The 17,646-nt window shown below is 70.1% G+C and carries 23 protein-coding genes; 5 read left to right on the top strand and 18 right to left on the bottom strand.

Going from position 1 to position 17,646, the window contains the following annotated elements; genetic code table 11:
- The 3 genes from VFX14_19140 to VFX14_19130 form a co-directional block, all read right to left on the bottom strand.
- Nucleotides 1–1,142 (bottom strand): pyridoxal phosphate-dependent aminotransferase (locus VFX14_19140; GenBank protein ID HEU5191809.1); only part of this gene is annotated, 1,142 nt, incomplete at its 3' end.
- Nucleotides 1,139–1,891: a dolichyl-phosphate beta-glucosyltransferase gene (locus tag VFX14_19135; protein ID HEU5191808.1), complete on the bottom strand. Its 753-nt coding sequence runs from the start codon at nucleotides 1,889–1,891 to the stop codon at nucleotides 1,139–1,141. The genes VFX14_19135 and VFX14_19140, both read right to left, overlap by 4 nt.
- Nucleotides 1,892–1,898: 7 nt before the next feature.
- Nucleotides 1,899–3,338 carry an NAD-dependent malic enzyme gene (locus tag VFX14_19130; GenBank protein HEU5191807.1) on the bottom strand — a complete coding sequence of 480 codons (1,440 nt, stop codon included), beginning with the start codon at nucleotides 3,336–3,338 and terminating at the stop codon, nucleotides 1,899–1,901.
- Nucleotides 3,339–3,463: 125 nt separating this feature from the next.
- On the opposite strand from VFX14_19130, the gene VFX14_19125 reads away from it, so the two are divergent.
- Nucleotides 3,464–4,045, top strand: a complete 582-nt coding sequence (locus VFX14_19125) for a YceI family protein (GenBank protein ID HEU5191806.1) — start codon at nucleotides 3,464–3,466, stop codon at nucleotides 4,043–4,045.
- Between the two features lie 311 nt (nucleotides 4,046–4,356).
- On the top strand, nucleotides 4,357–5,793 hold the full coding sequence (locus VFX14_19120) for a sigma-70 family RNA polymerase sigma factor (protein HEU5191805.1): 1,437 nt from the start codon (nucleotides 4,357–4,359) through the stop codon (nucleotides 5,791–5,793).
- Between the two features lie 133 nt (nucleotides 5,794–5,926).
- Here VFX14_19120 and VFX14_19115 read toward each other — a convergent pair whose 3' ends face one another.
- The 12 genes from VFX14_19115 to nifS all read right to left on the bottom strand — a co-directional run bounded on the left by VFX14_19115 (nucleotide 5,927) and on the right by nifS (nucleotide 15,661).
- A complete protein-coding gene (locus VFX14_19115; protein ID HEU5191804.1) occupies nucleotides 5,927–7,477 on the bottom strand; it encodes an acyl-CoA carboxylase subunit beta in 1,551 nt (516 codons plus the stop codon).
- Nucleotides 7,478–7,538: 61 nt separating this feature from the next.
- Nucleotides 7,539–8,045 carry a DinB family protein gene (locus VFX14_19110; protein HEU5191803.1) on the bottom strand — a complete coding sequence of 169 codons (507 nt, stop codon included), beginning with the start codon at nucleotides 8,043–8,045 and terminating at the stop codon, nucleotides 7,539–7,541.
- Nucleotides 8,046–8,054: 9 nt separating this feature from the next.
- Nucleotides 8,055–8,270 carry a biotin/lipoyl-binding carrier protein gene (locus tag VFX14_19105; protein HEU5191802.1) on the bottom strand — a complete coding sequence of 72 codons (216 nt, stop codon included), beginning with the start codon at nucleotides 8,268–8,270 and terminating at the stop codon, nucleotides 8,055–8,057.
- Entirely contained in the window at nucleotides 8,263–9,606 is a 1,344-nt protein-coding gene (locus tag VFX14_19100; GenBank protein HEU5191801.1) for a biotin carboxylase N-terminal domain-containing protein, read from the bottom strand. Before VFX14_19100 ends, VFX14_19105 begins: the two co-directional genes overlap by 8 nt.
- Nucleotides 9,607–9,610: 4 nt before the next feature.
- Nucleotides 9,611–10,582 (bottom strand): hypothetical protein, encoded by a 972-nt coding sequence (locus VFX14_19095; GenBank protein ID HEU5191800.1) that lies wholly within the window; start codon nucleotides 10,580–10,582, stop codon nucleotides 9,611–9,613.
- Nucleotides 10,583–10,587: 5 nt separating this feature from the next.
- On the bottom strand, nucleotides 10,588–11,343 hold the full coding sequence (locus tag VFX14_19090) for a DUF455 family protein (protein ID HEU5191799.1): 756 nt from the start codon (nucleotides 11,341–11,343) through the stop codon (nucleotides 10,588–10,590).
- An 86-nt stretch (nucleotides 11,344–11,429) separates the two neighbouring features.
- Nucleotides 11,430–12,644, bottom strand: a complete 1,215-nt coding sequence (locus tag VFX14_19085; GenBank protein HEU5191798.1) for a DNA polymerase IV — start codon at nucleotides 12,642–12,644, stop codon at nucleotides 11,430–11,432.
- Between the two features lie 4 nt (nucleotides 12,645–12,648).
- A complete protein-coding gene (locus tag VFX14_19080; protein HEU5191797.1) occupies nucleotides 12,649–13,245 on the bottom strand; it encodes an HDIG domain-containing protein in 597 nt (198 codons plus the stop codon).
- Nucleotides 13,212–13,394, bottom strand: coding sequence for a helix-turn-helix domain-containing protein (locus tag VFX14_19075; protein HEU5191796.1), 183 nt, complete (start codon nucleotides 13,392–13,394; stop codon nucleotides 13,212–13,214). The genes VFX14_19080 and VFX14_19075 overlap by 34 nt, the downstream gene beginning before the upstream one ends.
- 30 nt (nucleotides 13,395–13,424) lie before the next feature.
- Nucleotides 13,425–14,090: a serine O-acetyltransferase gene (gene cysE / locus VFX14_19070; GenBank protein HEU5191795.1), complete on the bottom strand. Its 666-nt coding sequence runs from the start codon at nucleotides 14,088–14,090 to the stop codon at nucleotides 13,425–13,427.
- A gap of 4 nt (nucleotides 14,091–14,094) precedes the next feature.
- Nucleotides 14,095–14,487: an iron-sulfur cluster assembly scaffold protein gene (locus tag VFX14_19065; GenBank protein HEU5191794.1), complete on the bottom strand. Its 393-nt coding sequence runs from the start codon at nucleotides 14,485–14,487 to the stop codon at nucleotides 14,095–14,097.
- A 19-nt stretch (nucleotides 14,488–14,506) separates the two neighbouring features.
- Nucleotides 14,507–15,661 (bottom strand): cysteine desulfurase NifS, encoded by a 1,155-nt coding sequence (gene nifS / locus VFX14_19060; GenBank protein ID HEU5191793.1) that lies wholly within the window; start codon nucleotides 15,659–15,661, stop codon nucleotides 14,507–14,509.
- Between the two features lie 37 nt (nucleotides 15,662–15,698).
- On the opposite strand from nifS, the gene VFX14_19055 reads away from it, so the two are divergent.
- From VFX14_19055 to VFX14_19045, 3 genes are read left to right on the top strand one after another with little or no spacing between them, the layout of a single operon-like run.
- Complete coding sequence (locus VFX14_19055; GenBank protein ID HEU5191792.1) at nucleotides 15,699–16,016, top strand: DsrE family protein; 318 nt, start codon at nucleotides 15,699–15,701, stop codon at nucleotides 16,014–16,016.
- Between the two features lie 4 nt (nucleotides 16,017–16,020).
- On the top strand, nucleotides 16,021–16,374 hold the full coding sequence (locus VFX14_19050) for a DsrE family protein (protein HEU5191791.1): 354 nt from the start codon (nucleotides 16,021–16,023) through the stop codon (nucleotides 16,372–16,374).
- On the top strand, nucleotides 16,374–16,595 hold the full coding sequence (locus tag VFX14_19045; GenBank protein ID HEU5191790.1) for a hypothetical protein: 222 nt from the start codon (nucleotides 16,374–16,376) through the stop codon (nucleotides 16,593–16,595). Before VFX14_19050 ends, VFX14_19045 begins: the two co-directional genes overlap by 1 nt.
- 113 nt (nucleotides 16,596–16,708) lie before the next feature.
- Here VFX14_19045 and iscX read toward each other — a convergent pair whose 3' ends face one another.
- From iscX to VFX14_19030, 3 genes are all read right to left on the bottom strand, one after another.
- Nucleotides 16,709–16,915 carry a Fe-S cluster assembly protein IscX gene (iscX, locus tag VFX14_19040; protein ID HEU5191789.1) on the bottom strand — a complete coding sequence of 69 codons (207 nt, stop codon included), beginning with the start codon at nucleotides 16,913–16,915 and terminating at the stop codon, nucleotides 16,709–16,711.
- A complete protein-coding gene (locus VFX14_19035) occupies nucleotides 16,912–17,235 on the bottom strand; it encodes a 2Fe-2S iron-sulfur cluster-binding protein (protein ID HEU5191788.1) in 324 nt (107 codons plus the stop codon). The genes iscX and VFX14_19035 overlap by 4 nt, the downstream gene beginning before the upstream one ends.
- Nucleotides 17,235–17,646, bottom strand: a 412-nt coding sequence (locus VFX14_19030; GenBank protein ID HEU5191787.1) for an Hsp70 family protein, incomplete at its 5' end; no start/stop codon positions are given. The genes VFX14_19030 and VFX14_19035, both read right to left, overlap by 1 nt.

The following is a 17,646-nucleotide window of genomic DNA, read 5'->3' as shown; positions in this document are numbered from 1 at the left end:
CGCGCCCGCTCCGCGAGGAAGCGCCCGAGGCGCGCCAGCCCTTCCTCGATGCGCTCGAGGGAATTGGCGTAAGCGAAGCGAAGATAGCCCTCGGCGTTCCGGCCGAAGTCCACGCCCGGCGTCACCGCCACGTGGGTCGCCTCGAGGATATCGAAGGCGAAGCGAAGCGAGTCCGCGGTGAAGGCCCTCGCGTTGGCCAGGGCGTAGAAGGCGCCGGTGGGTAGCGTGGCCACGCCAAGGTCGATCTTTCGCAGACCGTCCACCATGACGCGCCGCCGCTCGTCGAAGATGCGGCGGAAGCGCGCGGCGTCGGGGCCCGCCTCGCGAAGGGCGGCGAGGGCCGCCCACTGCACGAATTCGTTGCTCGAGATGAAGAAGTTTCCGTGCAGCGCGGTGAGCGCGGACATGAACTCGCGCGGGGCGATCACGTAGCCGCAGCGCCAGCCCGTCATCGCGTAGGCCTTCGAGAAGCCGTTCAGCACGAAGGCGCGGTCGGTGAACTCGAGGATGGTGTGCTCGGGCCCCTCGTAGGTGAGTCCGTGGTAGATCTCGTCCGACACGATCCAGGGTCCGAGCCGGGCGAGGGCCGCCATGTGCTCCGGCGCCAGCACGGTGCCGGTGGGATTGGCGGGCGAGTTGATGAGGAGCGCCCGCGTGCGTGCGGTTTGGGCCGCCGCCACCGTCTCCGCGTGGAGCTGGAAGCCGTTCGCCTCCTGCACGTCGACGAACACCGGCTCGGCCTCCGCGAACCGCACGAATTTGGGATAGCACGCGTAGTGCGGGTCCGACAGGATCACCTGGTCGCCGCGCTCGAGCAGGGCGCCGAAGAGCAGCAGCATGGCCGGCGACGTCCCCGCGGTGACGAGGATCTGGTCGGGCGAGACGCGCACTCGATAGCGTGTCTCGTAGTGCTCGGCGATGGCCTCGCGCAGGGGGAGGATGCCGAGGGTGTGCGCGTAGCGGGTGCGCCCGTCCTTGAGGGCCTTCTCGGCGGCCTCGCGGATGACCGGCGGCGTCTCGAAGTCGGGCTCGCCGAACTCGAGATGGATCACGTCGGCCCCCTCGCGCTCGAGGGCCTGGGCGCGCTGGAACACCTCCACCGCCAGAAAGGGCTCGATCTCCTGCGCCCGGCGGGCGATCATCCGCGCGCCTCCCGCGCGTCGCGCGCGATCCGCAGGCGCGCGGCGACGATCTGCGCGAGCATGCGGGGGCCGTCCTTGAGCACGCCCACCTTGGAGCCGGGCTGATCCGTCCAGTTCACCGGCACCTCGGCGATGCGGTAACCGCGGCGCTCCGCGCGCAGGATCAGCTCGACGTCGAAGCCGAAGCCCTCGGTGCGCAGGACGCTGAAGAGCGCGTCCGCCACCCCGCCCCGGAAGAGCTTGAACCCGCACTGGGTGTCCACGACCTGCCGGACGCCGAGGGCGCGCGTGATGGCGATGAAGACGCGGCCGGAGATCCGCCGATGGGGACGGGCGTGGACCACCACCGACGGGTCGACGAGGGCACGCGAGCCGACCGCGAGGTCGGCGCCCGCCTGCACCGCGGCCTCGAGGCGTTTGACCTCGAGGATCGGCGTGGCTCCGTCGGCGTCGGCCATGAGGCGCAGCGCGCCCCGCGCCTGCAGCATGCCGGTCCGCACCGCGGCGCCCTTACCTCGGTTCACGGGCAGCGACACCAGCGCCACCTCGGGATGCTCCGCGACCAGCTCGCGCACGCGCTCGGCGGTGTCGTCCCCGCTGCCGTCGTCGACGACCAAGACCTCGTAGGCTTCGCCGTGGCCGTCGAAGTAGGCCACCACGTCACGGAGATAGCGCGGGAGGCGGCGCGCCTCGTCGTAGGCGGGTATGACCACCGACCAGCGAACGGCGGACGAGCGCGGCGCGGCCACCCGGTTCTCAGAACCAGAGCTGGCCCTCGGCGCGCCGGCGGCGGCGGGCCACGCCGGTTCGCTGCGCGGCGCGCACCACCTCGCGGGCGACCGCGGGGGCCACCTTCTTGTTGAAGACGCTGGGGATGATGTACTCGGGACTCAGCTCGGATTTCCCCACGCAGCTTGCGATGGCGTGCGCGGCGGCGAGCTTCATCTCGTCGTTGACCGTGCGCGCGCGCGAGTCGAGCAGGCCGCGGAAGAAGCCGGGAAAGCAGAGCACGTTGTTGATCTGATTGGGGTAGTCGGAGCGGCCGGTGGCGAGCACCCGGACGTGGCGCTCCGCTTCCTCGGGCCGAATCTCGGGATCGGGGTTGGCCATCGCGAACACAACACGGTCGCGCGCCATGCTGCGCAGGTCTTTGACGCTGAGGATGTTGGGCACGCTGAGCCCGATGAACACGTCGGCGCCCTTGACCGCGTCGGCAAGCCGCCCGCGGACGTTCTGCGGATTGGTGGCCTCGGCCACCCAGCTCTTCATGAAGTCCATGCCTACCGCCCGGCCCCGGTGGATGGTGCCGTGCTCGTCCACGCCGATGATGTTCCGCACCCCGAGGGCGAGCAGGATCTTGATGGTGGCGGTGCCTGCCGCCCCCACGCCGGTGACCACCACCTTGAGACGCTTGCGGTCCTTCTTGACGATCTTGAGCGCGTTGAGCAGCGCGGCGAGCACGACCACCGCGGTCCCGTGCTGGTCGTCGTGGAAGACCGGGATGTCCAGCTCCTTGCGCAGCCGGCTCTCCACCTCGAAGCAGCGGGGCGCGGCGATGTCTTCCAGGTTGATACCCCCGTAGCCTGGGGCGATGTTCTTCACGGTCTCCACTATCCGGTCGGGGTCCTTGGTATTGAGGCAGATGGGAAAGGCGTCGACGCCGGCGAGCTCGCGGAAGAGCATGGCCTTGCCTTCCATCACGGGCAGCGCTGCCTCAGGGCCGATATCACCCAGGCCCAGCACGGCAGTGCCGTCCGTCACCACCGCGACCGAGTTGTGCTTGATCGTGAGGGTGAAGGCGCGGGAGGGATCTTCCTTGATGGCCAGACACACTCGCGCCACCCCCGGGGTGTAGGCCATCGAGAGGTCGTCGCGGGTCCGGAGCGGCACCTTGCTCTTGATCTCGATCTTGCCGCCCAGGTGCATCAGGAACGTCCGGTCCGAGATATTGGCGACCTTGATGCCGGCCAGGCCGCGGAGGCTCTCGATGATCCCCAGGCCGTGCTGGCTGTCGCGGGCCTTGATGGTGATGTCGCGGAGCACCCGTCCCCCGGTCACCTCGACCAGGTCCACCGCCCCGATGTCGCCCCCGGCCTTGCCGATGGCGGAGGTGACCTTGCCGAGCATGCCCGGCTTGTTCTGGATCTCCAGCCGCACGGTGAAGCTGTAGGAGGCGCTGGGGACCGTCGTCGTCATCGGGTTCCTCGTAGAAGGCGCGGCGGCGGGATCGAGCCGGCCGTCCGTGCCGATCGGTGTCGGTTTCGTCCCGGGGGAAGTCCCATTCCATTGACCGGGCGTAGGTGCCATGGTATCCCACCGGCGTGACTTTGCGCACCCTTCTGGCGGGGATGCTGGTCACGGTCCTCTTCCTCCCCGCCTCGGCAGAATCGCGCCGCTGGCTCCCGAATCCCGCCAAGAGCGTGGTGACCTTCGACGCCACGCACCAGCTGGGCGACTTCAGCGGCCGCGGCGAGGGCGTGACCGGGGAGTTCCAGATCGACACCGCCGATCTCCGCGCCAGCATCACGGGGGTGGCCCGGGTCCGCGTCGCCGCGCTCCGCACCGGGAATGAGACCCGGGACCGCGACATGCGCAAGGTGCTCGACGTCGACCGGTTCCCGGAGATCCGGTTCACGATCGGCAGCGTCGAGCCGTCGTTCAACGCGGTGACACCTTCGGCCGATACCCTGCTCACGGTCAAGGGCGGGCTCGCCCTGCGCGGCGTGGAGCGATCCGTCACGTTCTTGGCTCGGGTTCGCCTCCGCGAGGATCGCGTATGGGTACGCGGGGAGTCCCGCATCCGGCTCACCGATTTCGGCGTCCAGCCGCCCAGCCGACTGTTCTTCAAAGTGGGCAACGAGGTCACGATCGGCTTCGACCTCACCCTCGAGCCCTCGGAATAGGCAGGCCCCTCCCGGCTCGGTTTTCCCCTCGCGAATACGGTCGGGTTGGCACGCGTCTTTCAACTTGCACGACGGGGGAAACCGTGCGCGACGGCTGGGCGTTTCCAGGCCACACGTCCTGAAACGACAGAAGGGTCGGCGCCCTCTAAATATCTGGATGGACGTGTCGGCTTGGCCGGCAGCTCACCGGTAGGTAATCAGGAAATGGAAGGGCCGCGATGACCTTTAGGGATACTCAGACGGCGAATACGGCTGAAGTGGCGGTTGTTTGGCCGACTACAGAGGCACCTCGTCCTAAGCGACGTGCCTCGGTGCGTGTGCTCCGCCCGAAGCCCACCGAGCCGCAGACCGAGGTCGGCGTCGAGGACGAGCGGGAGGAGCTGCAGCCTGCCGCCGAAGAGTCCGGGCTCAGCGAGGAGGCGCTCCGGCCCTCCCCGGCGGAAGGGGAGGACCCGGTACGGATTTACCTGAAGGAGATCGGTAAAGTTCGCCTGCTCACCGCCCGGCAGGAGGTCGAGATCGGCCAGCGCATCGAGGCGGGCCAGATCAAGCTGCGCGGGGCGCTCGCCGACATTCCGATGGCCGTCGATCGGCTGCTCGTGCTGGTGGATCGGCTCCGCCGCTCCGAGGTTCCCCTGGACGACGTGATCATCCTGCCCGAGGGTGGCGAGCCCAGCCCGGAGCAGGTGCGTCCGATCATGACCGCCTTTGCGCGCATGCGGCGGCTCGAGCGCGAGAGCCAGCGGCTCCGCGAGTCGCTGGCGGCGAAGCGCCGGGCCGCGTCCACGCGAGCCAACTACGGCAAGTGGATCGCGCAGAATGGCGCCTCGGTGCGGAGCATCGTCGAGAAGCTGCCGCTCAAGCCGGCCCTCATCGACGGGCTCGTGGTCGAGGTCCGCCAGCTCGCGGAGCGGATGCGCGCCGCGACCGGTCGGGCCGAGCTGCACGCCCTGGAGACCGAGGCGGGCCTTGCGCGCAAGCCGCTGCTCGCCGCCCTCGCCGAGATCGAGAGCCACGACCGCGTGGTCCGCCAGGCGAAGAAGGAGCTGATGGAGGCCAACCTCCGCCTCGTCGTCTCGGTGGCCAAGCGCTATCTCGGGAGCGAGTTGTCGCTGCTGGACCTGGTCCAGGAGGGCAACCTCGGGCTCATGAAGGCGGTGGACCGCTTCCAGTACCGCCGTGGCTTCAAGTTCTCGACGTATGCCACGTGGTGGATCCGGCAGGCCATCACTCGCGCGATCGCCGATCACTCGCGCACCATCCGCATCCCGGTGCACATGGTGGAGACGCTCAACCGCATCTCGCGCGTCAATCGCCTGATGGTCAACGAGATGGGCCGCGAGCCCACCCCGGAGGAGCTGGCCCGGCGGACCGGCGTGCCCGCACGCAAGGTGCGCCTGATCCTGGAGTCGTCGCGGAAGCCCCTGTCGCTCGAGACGCCGATCGGCGAGGACTCCGACCTCGGCGACTTCCTCGAGGACAAGACGGCGGAGTCGCCCAACGACAGCCTGATCAGCCAGGACCTGACCAATCAGGTCGACCGCGCGCTGGCCACCCTGTCGCCGAAGGAGAAGGAGATCTTGCGGCTCCGGTTCGGCATCGGCGAGGAGGGCGAGCACACGCTGGAAGAGGTGGGCAAGCGCTTCTCCGTGACGCGCGAGCGCATCCGTCAGATCGAGACCAAGGCGCTCCGCAAGCTCCGGCACCCGCTTCGCGGGCGTGCGCTGAAGGCGTTCGTCGAGAACTGATTCCGTACCCGCCTGGCTTCTTCCCGCTCGCGGGAAGGAGCCAGGGCGTCCGGTCGTCCATGGGCCGGGCGATCAAGTCGACCGAGGGGTCGCGGCCTGACGAGGCCGGCGACCCCCTCAGATACCGGCACAGCTAGACCGGCATGATCCCGTGCTTCTTCCAGGGCCTCTCGACCTTCTTGGTGCGCGCCATCTCCAGCGCCCCGATGAGCACCGGCCGCGTCTCGCGCGGATCGATCACGTCGTCGATCAGCGCCCCACCGGCCGCGATGTAGGGATTGATCAGGGCGCGAAAGTCCTCCACCCGGCGGGCTCGCTCCGCGTCCGGGTCGGCCGCGGCGGCGATCTCCTTGCGGAATACGATATTGGTCCCGCCCTCGGGTCCCATCACCGAGATCTCCGCGGTGGGCCAGGCCACGATGAGGTCGGGCTCGTAAGCCTTCCCGCACATGACGAAGTAGCCGGCGCCGTACGCCTTGCGCAGCACCACGGTGAGCTTGGGCACCGTGGCCTCGCTGACCGCGTAGAGCATCTTGGCCCCATGGCGGATGATGCCCTGCCGCTCCACCTTGGAGCCCACGAGGAAGCCCGGCACATCCTGGAGAAACACAAGGGAAATATTGAAGGCGTCGCAGAGCATGATGAACCGCGCCGCCTTGTCGGCGGCGTCGACGTCGAGGGCTCCGCCCAGCACCATCGGCTGATTGGCCACGACCCCCACCGGCCGCCCGCCGAGGCGGGCCAGCGCGGTGACGAGATTCCGCGCCCAGCCGGGCTTGATCTCGAACATCCGTCCGTGGTCCACGACCGCGGCGATGACTTTCTTGACGTCGTAGGCGCGCCGCGCGCTGTCGGGCACGATGGTGAGGAGCGACTCGTCCTTGCGCTCGGCGGGGTCGTCGCACCGCGCGACCGGGGGTGACTCGAGGTTGGACGAGGGAAAGTAGGACAGGTAGTCCTTGACCGCCTCGAGGCAGGCGGCGTCGTCCGCGACCTCGAGATCGGCGACGCCCGAGATCTCGGTGTGGACCTTGGACCCGCCCAGCTCCTCCGGCGTGACGTCCTCGCCCACCACCGCCTTCACGAGGGGTGGGCCGCCCAGCGCCATGTGGCTCGTTCCCTTCACCATCGGCACGAAGTCGGACAGCGCGGGGATGTAGGCGGTGCCGGCGGCGCCCGGGCCCATCATCGCCGCCACCATGGGGACCACGCCCGACATGATCGATTCCTCTCTGAAGAGGAACCCCGAGCCCGCGAAGGTCGAGCCGATGGCCTCCTGGATCCGCGCGCCCGCGGAGTCGATGAGCCAGATCATCGGCATACGCTTGGTCAGAGCGATCTCGCGCGCGCGGTTGCACTTGACCTCGGCGGTGCGCCCCATCGAGCCCGCCATCACCGTGAAGTCGTAGGCGATGAGGGAGGCGGGCCGGCCGCCGATGCGCCCGAAGCCGGTGACGACGCCGTCGGCGGGCGTCTCCCTCCCCTTCATCGCCGGCGACACGTTGGCGTGGGTGGCGAGGAGCCCGATCTCCTGGAAGGAGCCGGGGTCGAAGAGCCGGTCGATCCGCTCGCGAACCGTGAGCTTGCCCTCGGCGTGCTGCCGAACGATGGCATCCGCCCCGCCCATCGCGAGGGCCCGCTGGCGCCGCGCACGCAGCGCCTCGACGAGCTCCTTCATCCCCATGGCAGGCGCGCGGTTCTTTCGATCTTCATATTGCTCGCCTCGCCTACGGCTGCGGCTTGCCCTATCCTTTGACGACGGTGACGCGGTAGGTATTGATCCCCGTGTCCGGCGGCGAGCCGCTGATGATCGTGAGCATCGTGGCCACCTCGCTCCGGTGATGCGTGGCGTGATTCACCACGTGCTGGAGCAGCGGCCCCAGGGCCACGCGGAACTGGGCGCCCTCGGTGTTCTTGTACTCGACGGGCCGGGTGAGGTCCGCGTCCTTCAACCCCTCGACGAAGGCCCGCTGCTCCGCCTCGAGGGCGTCCCACTTCTCGCGCAGGTCGGTCATCGACGCGAAGTCCTTGTCGCCGAGGAGACGCGTGGGCGACTGGCCCTTCCAGCGGGTCAGCCACACCGAGTCCGCCGCGTAGAGATGGGCGAACATGCCCTTGAGGGTGGGAAAGCTCCAGTGCTTGCCGAGGTCGCGGCCGGTCGCCTCCGTCCCCAGCGCATTGGCGACGTCGAAGAGACGGCGGTTCGCCCACCGGTGATAGTCGTAGTGCTCGCGGATCAGCGCGGCGCTCATGCCGGCCTCCTAATCGATGACGGCGATGGTGTCGCCTTCTTGCACCGTCTGGCCCTCGGCCACCTTGATCTCGCGCACCACCCCGGCGCGCGGGGCCTCGACCGGGATCTCCATCTTCATCGACTCCAGCACGACGACGGGATCGCCGGCGGCCAGGCGGTCGCCCGCCTTGCTGGTGATCTGGAACACGACCCCGGTGATGTGGGCCTTGACCTCCTCAGGCATTGAAGCCTCCTTGTTCGACCATCTGAGTGTGGACCCGGCCGGCCCGGAACGCGGCGCTCGCCAGCACGCGCTGGTGGAAGGGAATGACGGTACGTACCCCCTCCACAAGGAAGCCCTCCAGCGCCGCCTGCATCCGCGCGATCGCCTCCTCGCGCGTGTCGCCCCGCGTGACGACCTTGGCCAAGAGCGGATCGTAGTGTACTGAAACCTGGACGCCCTCCGCGACCCCGGCTTCGAGCCGCACGCCCGGCCCCGCGGGGAGCGTGAGTCGCGCGATGGTGCCGGGCGAGGGCATGAAGTTCTTGGCGGGATCCTCCGCGTAGATCCGGCATTCGAGCGCGGCGCCCCGCTGCGCGATCTTGTCCTGGGGGAGCGGCAGCGGCTCGCCGGACGCCACGCGGAGCTGCCACTCGACCAGGTCCAGGCCCGTGACCTCCTCGGTCACCGGATGCTCGACCTGGAGGCGGGTGTTCATCTCCAGGAAGTACGCCTCGCGGCCCTGGACGATGAACTCCATCGTGCCCGCGTTCACGTAGCCCACCGCGCGGGCCCCCCGTACCGCCGCCTCGACCAGGTGCGCCTTGACCTCGGGATCGAGGGCGGGCGCCGGGCTCTCCTCGATGAGCTTCTGGTGGCGGCGCTGTATCGAGCATTCGCGCTCGTGGAGGTGGACGATCTGCCCGCCGGTGTCGCCGAACACCTGCACCTCGACGTGGCGCGGCTCGGTCACGTAGCGCTCGACCAAGAGCGCGCCGGAGCCGAACGCGGCCTGGGCGCGGCGTTGCGCCGAGGCCCACGCGGCGGGCAGCGCGGCGGCGTCGGCGACGCGCACCATCCCGATCCCGCCACCGCCCGCCGCCGCCTTCAGCATGAGGGGGTAGCCGATGCGCCCGCCGACCACCCCCGCCGCCTCCAGCGAGTCGAGGGCGCCCTCGCTGCCCGGCACCACCGGCACCCCGGCCTCGCGCATGCGGCGCCGTGCCTCGACCTTGTCGCCCATCTGCTGGATGACCCGCCATGGCGGGCCGATCCAGGCGAGATCCGCTTCCTCGCAGGCTTTGGCGAAGCGCCAGTTCTCGGAGAGGAAGCCGTAGCCGGGATGCACCGCGCGCGCCCCGGTCTTGCGGGCGGCGCCGAGCACGCGCTCGAAATCCAGATAGCTCTCGCGGGCTGGCGCGGGCCCGATCAGCACGGCCTCGTCGGCCTCGGCCACGTGCGGCCATCCCGCATCGGCTTCGGAGTACACCGCGATCGCGCGCACCCCGAGGCGCCGGCAGCCGCGGATCACCCGGCGCGCGATCTCCCCCCGATTGGCGACGAGGACGCTCGGCAGCACCAGCTCAGGCGGAGCGAGCGGGCTCGAGGCGCGCCACGTCGAGGGCGTGCGCGCGCCAGCCGTCGGGGCCTCCCGCCCAGCGCGCGGCGAGCGTCGCGGAGACGCTGGGACCGTCGAGACGGATCTTGACGAGGAGCTGGCGGCCGATTCGCGCGACCGCCACCACCGCGTGGCTGGTGAAGCGCCCGGCGGCGAGGGCCGACTCCGCCGCCTCGCTCCAGAGCCCGGGATCCGCCAGCCAGCGGCGCACCCCACCGCCGTCCCGGGCGACGAGCGCATCACCCATGGCCTGCACCGCCGCGCGCAGCGGATCGGGCAGCGGCCACCTCGCGGAACGCGTCTCGAGCCGGATGAACTCCTCCGCCTCCGCGTCGCCCTCGGGGGATGACACCCGCGCCGCCGTCGGCGGCAGGCCCTCGCCGGTGACCCCGCCCGCCGCGGCCAGCAGCGCCTCGAGCCGCGTCTGCCAGGCGGCCGCGCGCTGGCGCGACTCCGCGGTCGGCGTGAGGTGCGCGAGCACGCGCTCGCCCGCCGCGATGTGGCGCCGCTCGTCCTCCGCGCAGCGCGCGAGCAGCCGGCGCGTGGGCGGCTCGTAGACCGCGTTGGCGTCGCGGAGGTGGTGCTCGTACGCGGCGAGGAGATGGGGCTTGAGGACGCGATACAGACCGACCAGGCGCTCGACCGTGCGCTCCGGAGTCTCGGGCGACTCGAACGCGTCCATGAAGGCAACCATCGCCTCATTGGCGGGCGCAGATTCCTGAGCGTGCGCCCGAAGCTCGGGGAGACGTCGGCCGAGCGCGTCGGCGTGCTGGGCGTTGTCCCACACGTGGCGCCCCATGAGGAGCTTGGCGGAGATCTCGGGCGTCAGGGCCAGCCAGCCGCCCATCACGCGCATCATGCGCTCCACTGTGTAGCGGTAGTGACGGATCAGCCGAGCGGAGTGCTCGACGGAATACATGCCGTCCAGCGGATACATCGAGGCTAGTAGACCTGCGAGCGCTGGGTGGTCTTGATGAGGCGCTGAATCTCCTCGTCGGTGAACCCGCCCAGCTGTCGCGCCTCGGTGGCGATCGAGATCAGCACCTGCTCGTGATCGCCGTCCTGGCGCACCCCGCCGAGGTTGAAGCGCTCGTCGATGGTCTCCTGGAAGGCGATGGCCTGCCGGCGCCGCTCGGGGTCGCCCTCGGTCAGCCGGGTCAGCCACTTCGAGCCCATGCGCACGTGGGTGATCTCGTCGGCGAGCACGAAGTCCACCGCCCGCTCCAGGATGGGATCCCCCATCTTCCGGGCGATGTACACGAGCTGATTGAACACGTCGCAGGCCAAGCCCTCGAGGCCGCGGTTGACACCGGCCACCCGCGCTGCCGCGTCCTCGGCGCACGCACAGCGCCAGAGAATGGTGGTTTCGGGATACTCGCCCACGTAGCCGTCGAGGTGCTCCAGCAGGCGCAGGTAGATCTCGAGGTGGCGCGACTCGTCCCAGACCTGGCGCGCCATGTCCATCGTGAACTCCCAGGGCGCGTCCGGGAAGTCGTAGACGCTGCGGCCCGCGCCCTCCATGGCCTGCATCTCGCCCACCATGATCCCGTGAACGCGCTCCTTGATGGAGTCGCGGCTACTCAGATCGGGAAACGGCGGCTCTCCTTGGTCGACCTTGATCTGGGCCACGTCGCGCGCCCGCATCCGCACGAAGCGCTCCTCTCGGGCCAGCTTGTCGTAGGCGATGGGACGTTCCATGGAGTCTCCCGGCGACGAATGAACCGCTGTTCAGTGAGTCTATCTGAAGGCCGGGACGAAGGCAATCGGACGTCGCCGTGCCGCGCTCAGCGGGCCGGCCCGCGCGGGCCGCTGCGGCGTCGCGAGCGGCGCCCCAGCAGGCTCGCGGGCTGCACCGCATCCCCGCCGAAGCGCTCGACGAGCCGATCGAGCGCCCGCCCCAGCCGCTCCTGCCGAGCGGCATCGGGGCCGAACAGCGCGAGCTGGCCCTGTCCTGCCGCGCCGAGGCCCGACACCGAGACCCCGATCAGCCGCACCGGCTGGCTCAGGTTCACGCGATCGAGCAGCGCGCAGGCCTCCTGGTAGACGCGCAGGCCATCCTGGGTGGGCTCGCCGGTGTGCGCGCGCGTGTAGGTCGAGAAATCCGCGAAGCGGATCTTCAGCGTGACCACGCGGCCGGCATACCCCTCGGCGCGCAGCTCGCGCGCCACGCGCTCGGCCTGGGCGCGCAAGGTGGCGCGGAGCCGCTCGACGTCGAGATGGTCCGTGCCGAAGGTCTCCTCGGCGCCCATGGACTTGGGCGTGCCGAAGGGCTCCACGGGGCGGTCGTCGAGGCCCCGGGCGAGCTCCGCGAGCGCGGGCCCATGGCTCTCGCCGAAGCGCGCCAGCAGCGTGGCCGGCGGCAGGCTCGCGAGCTGGCCGATGGTGAGGATGCCGAGGGACTGGAGCTCGGTCCCCGTGACGCGCCCCACGCCCCAGAGCCGACCGATCGGCAGCGGCGCGAGGAAGGCCGCCTCCTGGCCGGGCTCCACCACGACGAGACCGTCGGGCTTCTCGAGGTCGGACGCGATCTTCGCCACGAACTTGTTAGGAGCGACGCCCACCGACGCGGTCAGGGCAACCTCGGCCCGGATGCGGGCCTTGATGTCCCGGGCGATGGTGGGCCCGTCGCCGCGCAGCGCGCGGCTGGCAGTGACGTCGAGGAACGCCTCGTCGATGGACACGGGCTCCAGCAGCGGCGTCCACTCTGCGAGCAAGGCCATGATCTGGCGCGACACCGCCGCGTACTTGTCCATGTCGACGGGGAGGTACACGGCGTCCCGGCACAGGCGGTACGCACGGCTGATCGGCATGGCGGAGTGGATGCCGAAGCGCCGCGCCTCGTACGAGGCGGCCGACACCACGCCGCGCCCGCCGGGCTTCGCACCCACCACCACCGGACGGCCTCGCAGCTCGGGGCGGTCGCGCTGCTCCACCGCCGCGTAGAACGCGTCCATGTCGACGTGGAGCACGGTCCGGATCGCCGGCGCGGATCCGGCCATGGGACTAGCGCGCGGGGCCCTCGAGGCCGAGCGCGGGTGCGGAGGCGGTCAGCGTCTCGACGAGGAATCCCAGATGCGCCTCGAGCGGCACGCCGAGCTCCTCGGCGCCCCGGTAGATATCGTGCCGGTTGACCGATCGCGCGAAGCCCTTGTCCTTGAGCTTCTTGATCACCGAGCCGGCCTCGAGCCCGGCGATGGCGCGGCCTGGGCGCACGAGCGCGCACGCGGTGATGAAGCCGGACGGCTCGTCGCAGGCGTAAAGCGCGCGGTCGAGGAGGGAGCGGCGCGGGCAGCCCGCGTAGTCCGCATGGGCGAGGATCGCGTACACGATCTCGGGGGCCACGCCCCGCGCGGCGAGGATCTCGGCGCCCTTCAGGGGGTGCTGGGGCCCAGCGGGATGCATCTCGTAGTCGAAGTCGTGGAGCAGGCCCGCGATGCCCCAGGTGTCCGGCTCGGCGCCGTATCGTCCGGCGTAGGCGCGCATGGTCGCCTCGACTGCGAGAGCGTGCTTGCGAAGGCTATCGGAGCGGGTGAACTCGGTGAGTATCCGCCACGCGGCGTCGCGAGTCAGGCGCGGGCCGGGGCCTGGCGGGCCTTCCACTTGTCGATGGACTTCTTGGAGAAGAGCCACTTGCCGTCGTGCTGGAGACAGGGGATCTGGCGCTCGCTGGCCATGCGCGTGACGGTCTGCTCGTCCATGGCCAGGTACTGCGACGCTTCCTGGATGCTCATCGTGTCCTTCGGAACCACGCGCTCTCCTTTTTTCTATTCCGCCGCGCTCTATTCCGCCTCGCGCTCCCGCGCGGGCTGCTTCAGCGCCTCCAGCTCGGCCTCGAGCGCCCGGATGCGGTCGAGCAGGTGCTCCACCGTCCGCGCGAGCGGGTCGGGCAAGTCCACCTGGTTGAGGTCGATCTCGCCGCGCACGCGACGCCCGTCTCGATATGTTACCCGCCCCGGGACGCCGACGACAACCGAGTTCTCCGGCACCTCGCGCACGACCACCGAGCCCGCGCCGATGCGGCTCCCCGCCCCGATGGTGAAGCCGCCGAGGATGGTGGCGTTCGCGCCCACTGTCACGTTGTCCCCCAGGGTCGGATGCCGCTTCTCCCGCCGCACGCTCGTGCCCCCGAGGGTGACGCCCTGGAGGAGGCTCACGTTCTCGCCGACCTCGGCCGTCTCGCCGATGACGAGGCCCATGCCGTGGTCGATGAAGAGCCCCTGCCCCAGCTTGGCGGCGGGATGGATCTCGATCCCGGTGACGAAACGGCTGAAATGCGAGACGAGCCGGCCCAGCGTCGTCAGTCCGCCATTCCAGAGCGCGTGCGCGATGCGGTGCAGCCAGATGGCGTGGACACCCGGATAGCAGAGCACCACCTCGAGGGCGGAGCGAGCCGCGGGGTCCCGCTCGAGGACGGTGCGAACGTCGCGTCTCATCTTGGCGAGCATGGCCTCAGTCTCCTTGAGGGGAAATTGTGCCCGACCGTGCCGCCGCGTCGCGCGCGGCCGCCCGGATCGCCGCCGTCACCACCTGGGCGGCATGGGCGCGGTCGGGTGGCAGCCCGCCCACCGCCGCGTCGACCTGCGCGTCGACCAGCTCCAGCACGTCCGCGAGGGCGGCGCCCCGGATCAGCTCGGTGGCGGCGCTGGACGCCGCGATGGTCGGTCCGCACCCGTAAGTCTGGAAGCGCACGTCCTCGATCCGTCCCTCCCGCACTCGCAGGAACACGCGCGCGAGGTCCATGCACTCGGCGTACTCGCTTTCGCCCACCCCGTCCGGATCGCGCATCATTCCCGCGTTGCGAGGATGTCGGAAATGCTCGATGAGCGTGTCGGAGTAGCGCATGGCGGGCGCGCGGCCTCCCTCAGGCCCTCACGGGCGAGAGGCTGCGCAGCTTGCCGGCCAGGGGCTCGATGCTGTCCAGCACGTAGTCGATATCCTCCGCCGTGGTGCTCCGTCCCAGCGAGCACCGGACCGTCCCCATCGCCCAGTCGAGCGGGACAGCCATGGCCACAAGGACGTGGGACGGCTCCACGCTTCCCGCGGTACAGGCCGAGCCCGCCGAGACACCGATGCCCTTGAGATCCAGGCCGAGCACGATCGATTCGGACTCGATGTGACGGAAGCAGACATTGCAGGTGCCGGGGAGCCGCTCGGTCGGATGCCCATTCAGGCGCACTTCCGGCACCCGGCTGGAGAGGCCCGTCCAGAGGCGGTCCCGCAGGGCGCGGACTCGCGTCTCCTCCGCCGCCATGTCGCGGGCGCGCACCTCCACCGCCTTGCCCAGCCCCACCGCGCCCGGCACGTTCTCTGTGCCCGCCCGGCGGCGGCGCTCGTGCTCGCCGCCGTGCTGCACCGAAGCCATCTTGGTGCCCTTGCGGATGTAGAGCCCGGCGATCCCCTTCGGCCCGTAGATCTTGTGGCCGGAGAAGGACAGGAGGTCGATGCCGAGGGCCTCGACGTCCAGCGGCAGCTTGCCGAAGGTCTGGACGCCGTCCACGTGGAAGGTGACGCCGCGCTCGCGCGTGATCCGCCCGATCTCGCTGACCGGCTGGATGGTGCCGACCTCGGAGTTGGCGTGCATGATCGTCACGAGGATCGTGTCCGGCCGGATGGCGCGGCGCACGTCGTCGGGGCTCACCATGCCGTAGCCGTCCACCGGCAGTACCGTGAGGTCGAAGCCCTGCTTGGCTAGCGTCTCACACGTGCGGAGCACCGCATGATGCTCGACCGCGGAGGTGATGAGATGGCCGCGCCCGCGGGCGGCCGCCACCCCCTTGATGGCCATGTTGTCCGACTCGGTGCCGCCGGAGGTGAACACGACCTCCTCCTTGCCGACGCGGAGGAAGCCCGCGATCCGCTCGCGGGCGGTGTCCAGCCCCTCGCGGGCCTCGCGGCCGAAGCCGTGGATGCTCGACGGATTGCCGTATCGCTCCGAGAAGTACGGAAGCATGACCTCCAGCACCTCCGGATGCACCGGAGTGGACGCGTTGTGATCGAGATAGACTCGCCGGTTCATTGACCCTCCCTCATCGCGATGCTACGCTTTCTATTCCATGGATCCCGCGGGGAAAAAGCTCGGCCTGATGGTCTCGACCGCGCCCGAGCATGCCAATCTCGCCACCGCGCTGGGGCTCGGGAACGCCGCGCTCGATCGCGGCGCGCAGGTGTACCTCTACCTCATCGACGACGGCGTGACCGCCGTGGAGGACCCGCGCGTCCAGGCCCTCGCGGAGCGCGGCGCCCGCCTCTTCGTGTGCGCCTACGGCTGCCAGAAGCGCGGTCTTCCTCTGTCGGACCGCGCTACCAACTGCGGCCTCGTGGTGCTCACCGACGTGATCAGCGGCACCGACCGCTTCGTCGCCCTGAACTGACGCCGTGGCCGACGGCCTGCCCGTGCTCGTGGTGATCTCGGAGGACCCGCGCGCGTCCCATCGCGCCAACGAGGCCATGCGCATCGCCCTCGGCGTGGTGGCCGGCGAGAACGACGTGATGGTAGTGCTCACCGGTCCCGCCGTCCATCTGCTCGACGAGGACACCGATGACCTCGTGGATGGCGACGACATCGCGAAGTTCCGCGCCGCCCTCCGGAAGCTCAACGTGCCGTTCCACATCGTGGGGACGCCGCCGAGCGACGCGGAGTGGAACGTGGAAGGCCACCCGGTCGTCCCGGTGGCCGAGGGCGCCGTCGCGGAGCTGGCCCGCCGCGCCCAACGATACCTCGTCTTCTGATGGCTCGCTACCTCCACCTCGTCCCCCGAGACGCGGACACGCTGGCCGGCCCGGTGATCGCGGGCGCCGAGCCCGGCGCCGAGATCACGGTGGTGCTGCTCGACGGCGGCGCGGCTCCCCCGGTGCCGTCGGGCGCGCGCATCCTGCGCCTGGGTGACGGCCTCGACTACGCGGGGCTGCTCGATCTCGTGTTCGCGTCCGATCATGTGATCGCCTGGTAACCTGCCCGCCCTCGCTCCGCTCGGGACGTTCTCCCTATCCGCTCGCCTCGCCTGCCGCTGCGGCTCGCCAATTCCCCTATCCGCTCGCCTCACCTGCCGCTGCGGCTCGCCAATCATCGGTCGCGGTACTCCTCGTGCCACTTCATCTGGATGGCCTCGAGGAGGCCCTCATTCGAGGCCTTGGGGTCGTCGTCGAAGTCCTCGAGCGCCACCACCCACTTGTGCAGGTCGGTGAAGCGCACGGTGAGCGGATCAGTGTCTGGATGCGCCTCCATCAGCGCGATGGCGATATCCTCGGTGTCGCTCCACTTCATGGCTATTTGGGGATCTCCACCACGACGTCGCCCCGCACGATGGCCTGGCAGCCTAACCGCGAGTGAAGGGTGAGGCCTTCCGCGGTGTCCAGGCGATCCTCCTCGTCCGCCTCCATGGGCGAGAGATTGCCCTCCCCTTCCCGCACGATCACGTGGCAGGTGGTGCAGGCGCAGGAGCCGCCGCAGTTGTGCTCGAGGTCGATGTCGTGCGCGAGGGCTATGTCCAGCACCGAGCCGGGCTTCCCGTGATCGGCCAGCGGGTACTTCTCGTCGTCCACCTCCACCGTCACGTCCTGAGGGAGGAACGTCACCTTGTGCTTCGCCATCAGGAGGACTCCAGGATACGGTCCGCCCGCTTGGAGGCCAGCGCCCCCTTGAGGGCGGCGTCCATCATGGCCTCGGCCAGTCGCTCCGTGGCCTTGTTCACCGCGGTGGTGCGCCCGTGGATGAGCTCGCGGTCGTCCCCGCCGCGCGCGTCGCGCAGGGCGGCGACGGCGGCGCGGATGCGCTCGAGCTCACCGGCCTCGGCGAGCTGCGCGCCCTGGGTGAGCGCCCGCTCCACGTGGTTGATCACGTTGTCCGCTTCCGTCCTCGCCTCGATCAAGAGCCGCGCGGCCACGTCGGCCTCGGCATGCTCGAAGGACTCATCGACCATGCGCTCCACCTCGGCCTCGGTGAGGCCGTAAGTCGGGCGCACCGCGATGGACGCCTCCTTGCCGGTGCGGAGCTCCTTGGCG

This window comes from Candidatus Methylomirabilota bacterium (genome assembly GCA_035764725.1).
GTDB lineage: Bacteria > Methylomirabilota > Methylomirabilia > Rokubacteriales > CSP1-6 > DASRWT01.
This window is presented reverse-complemented; position numbering and strand designations above follow the sequence as displayed.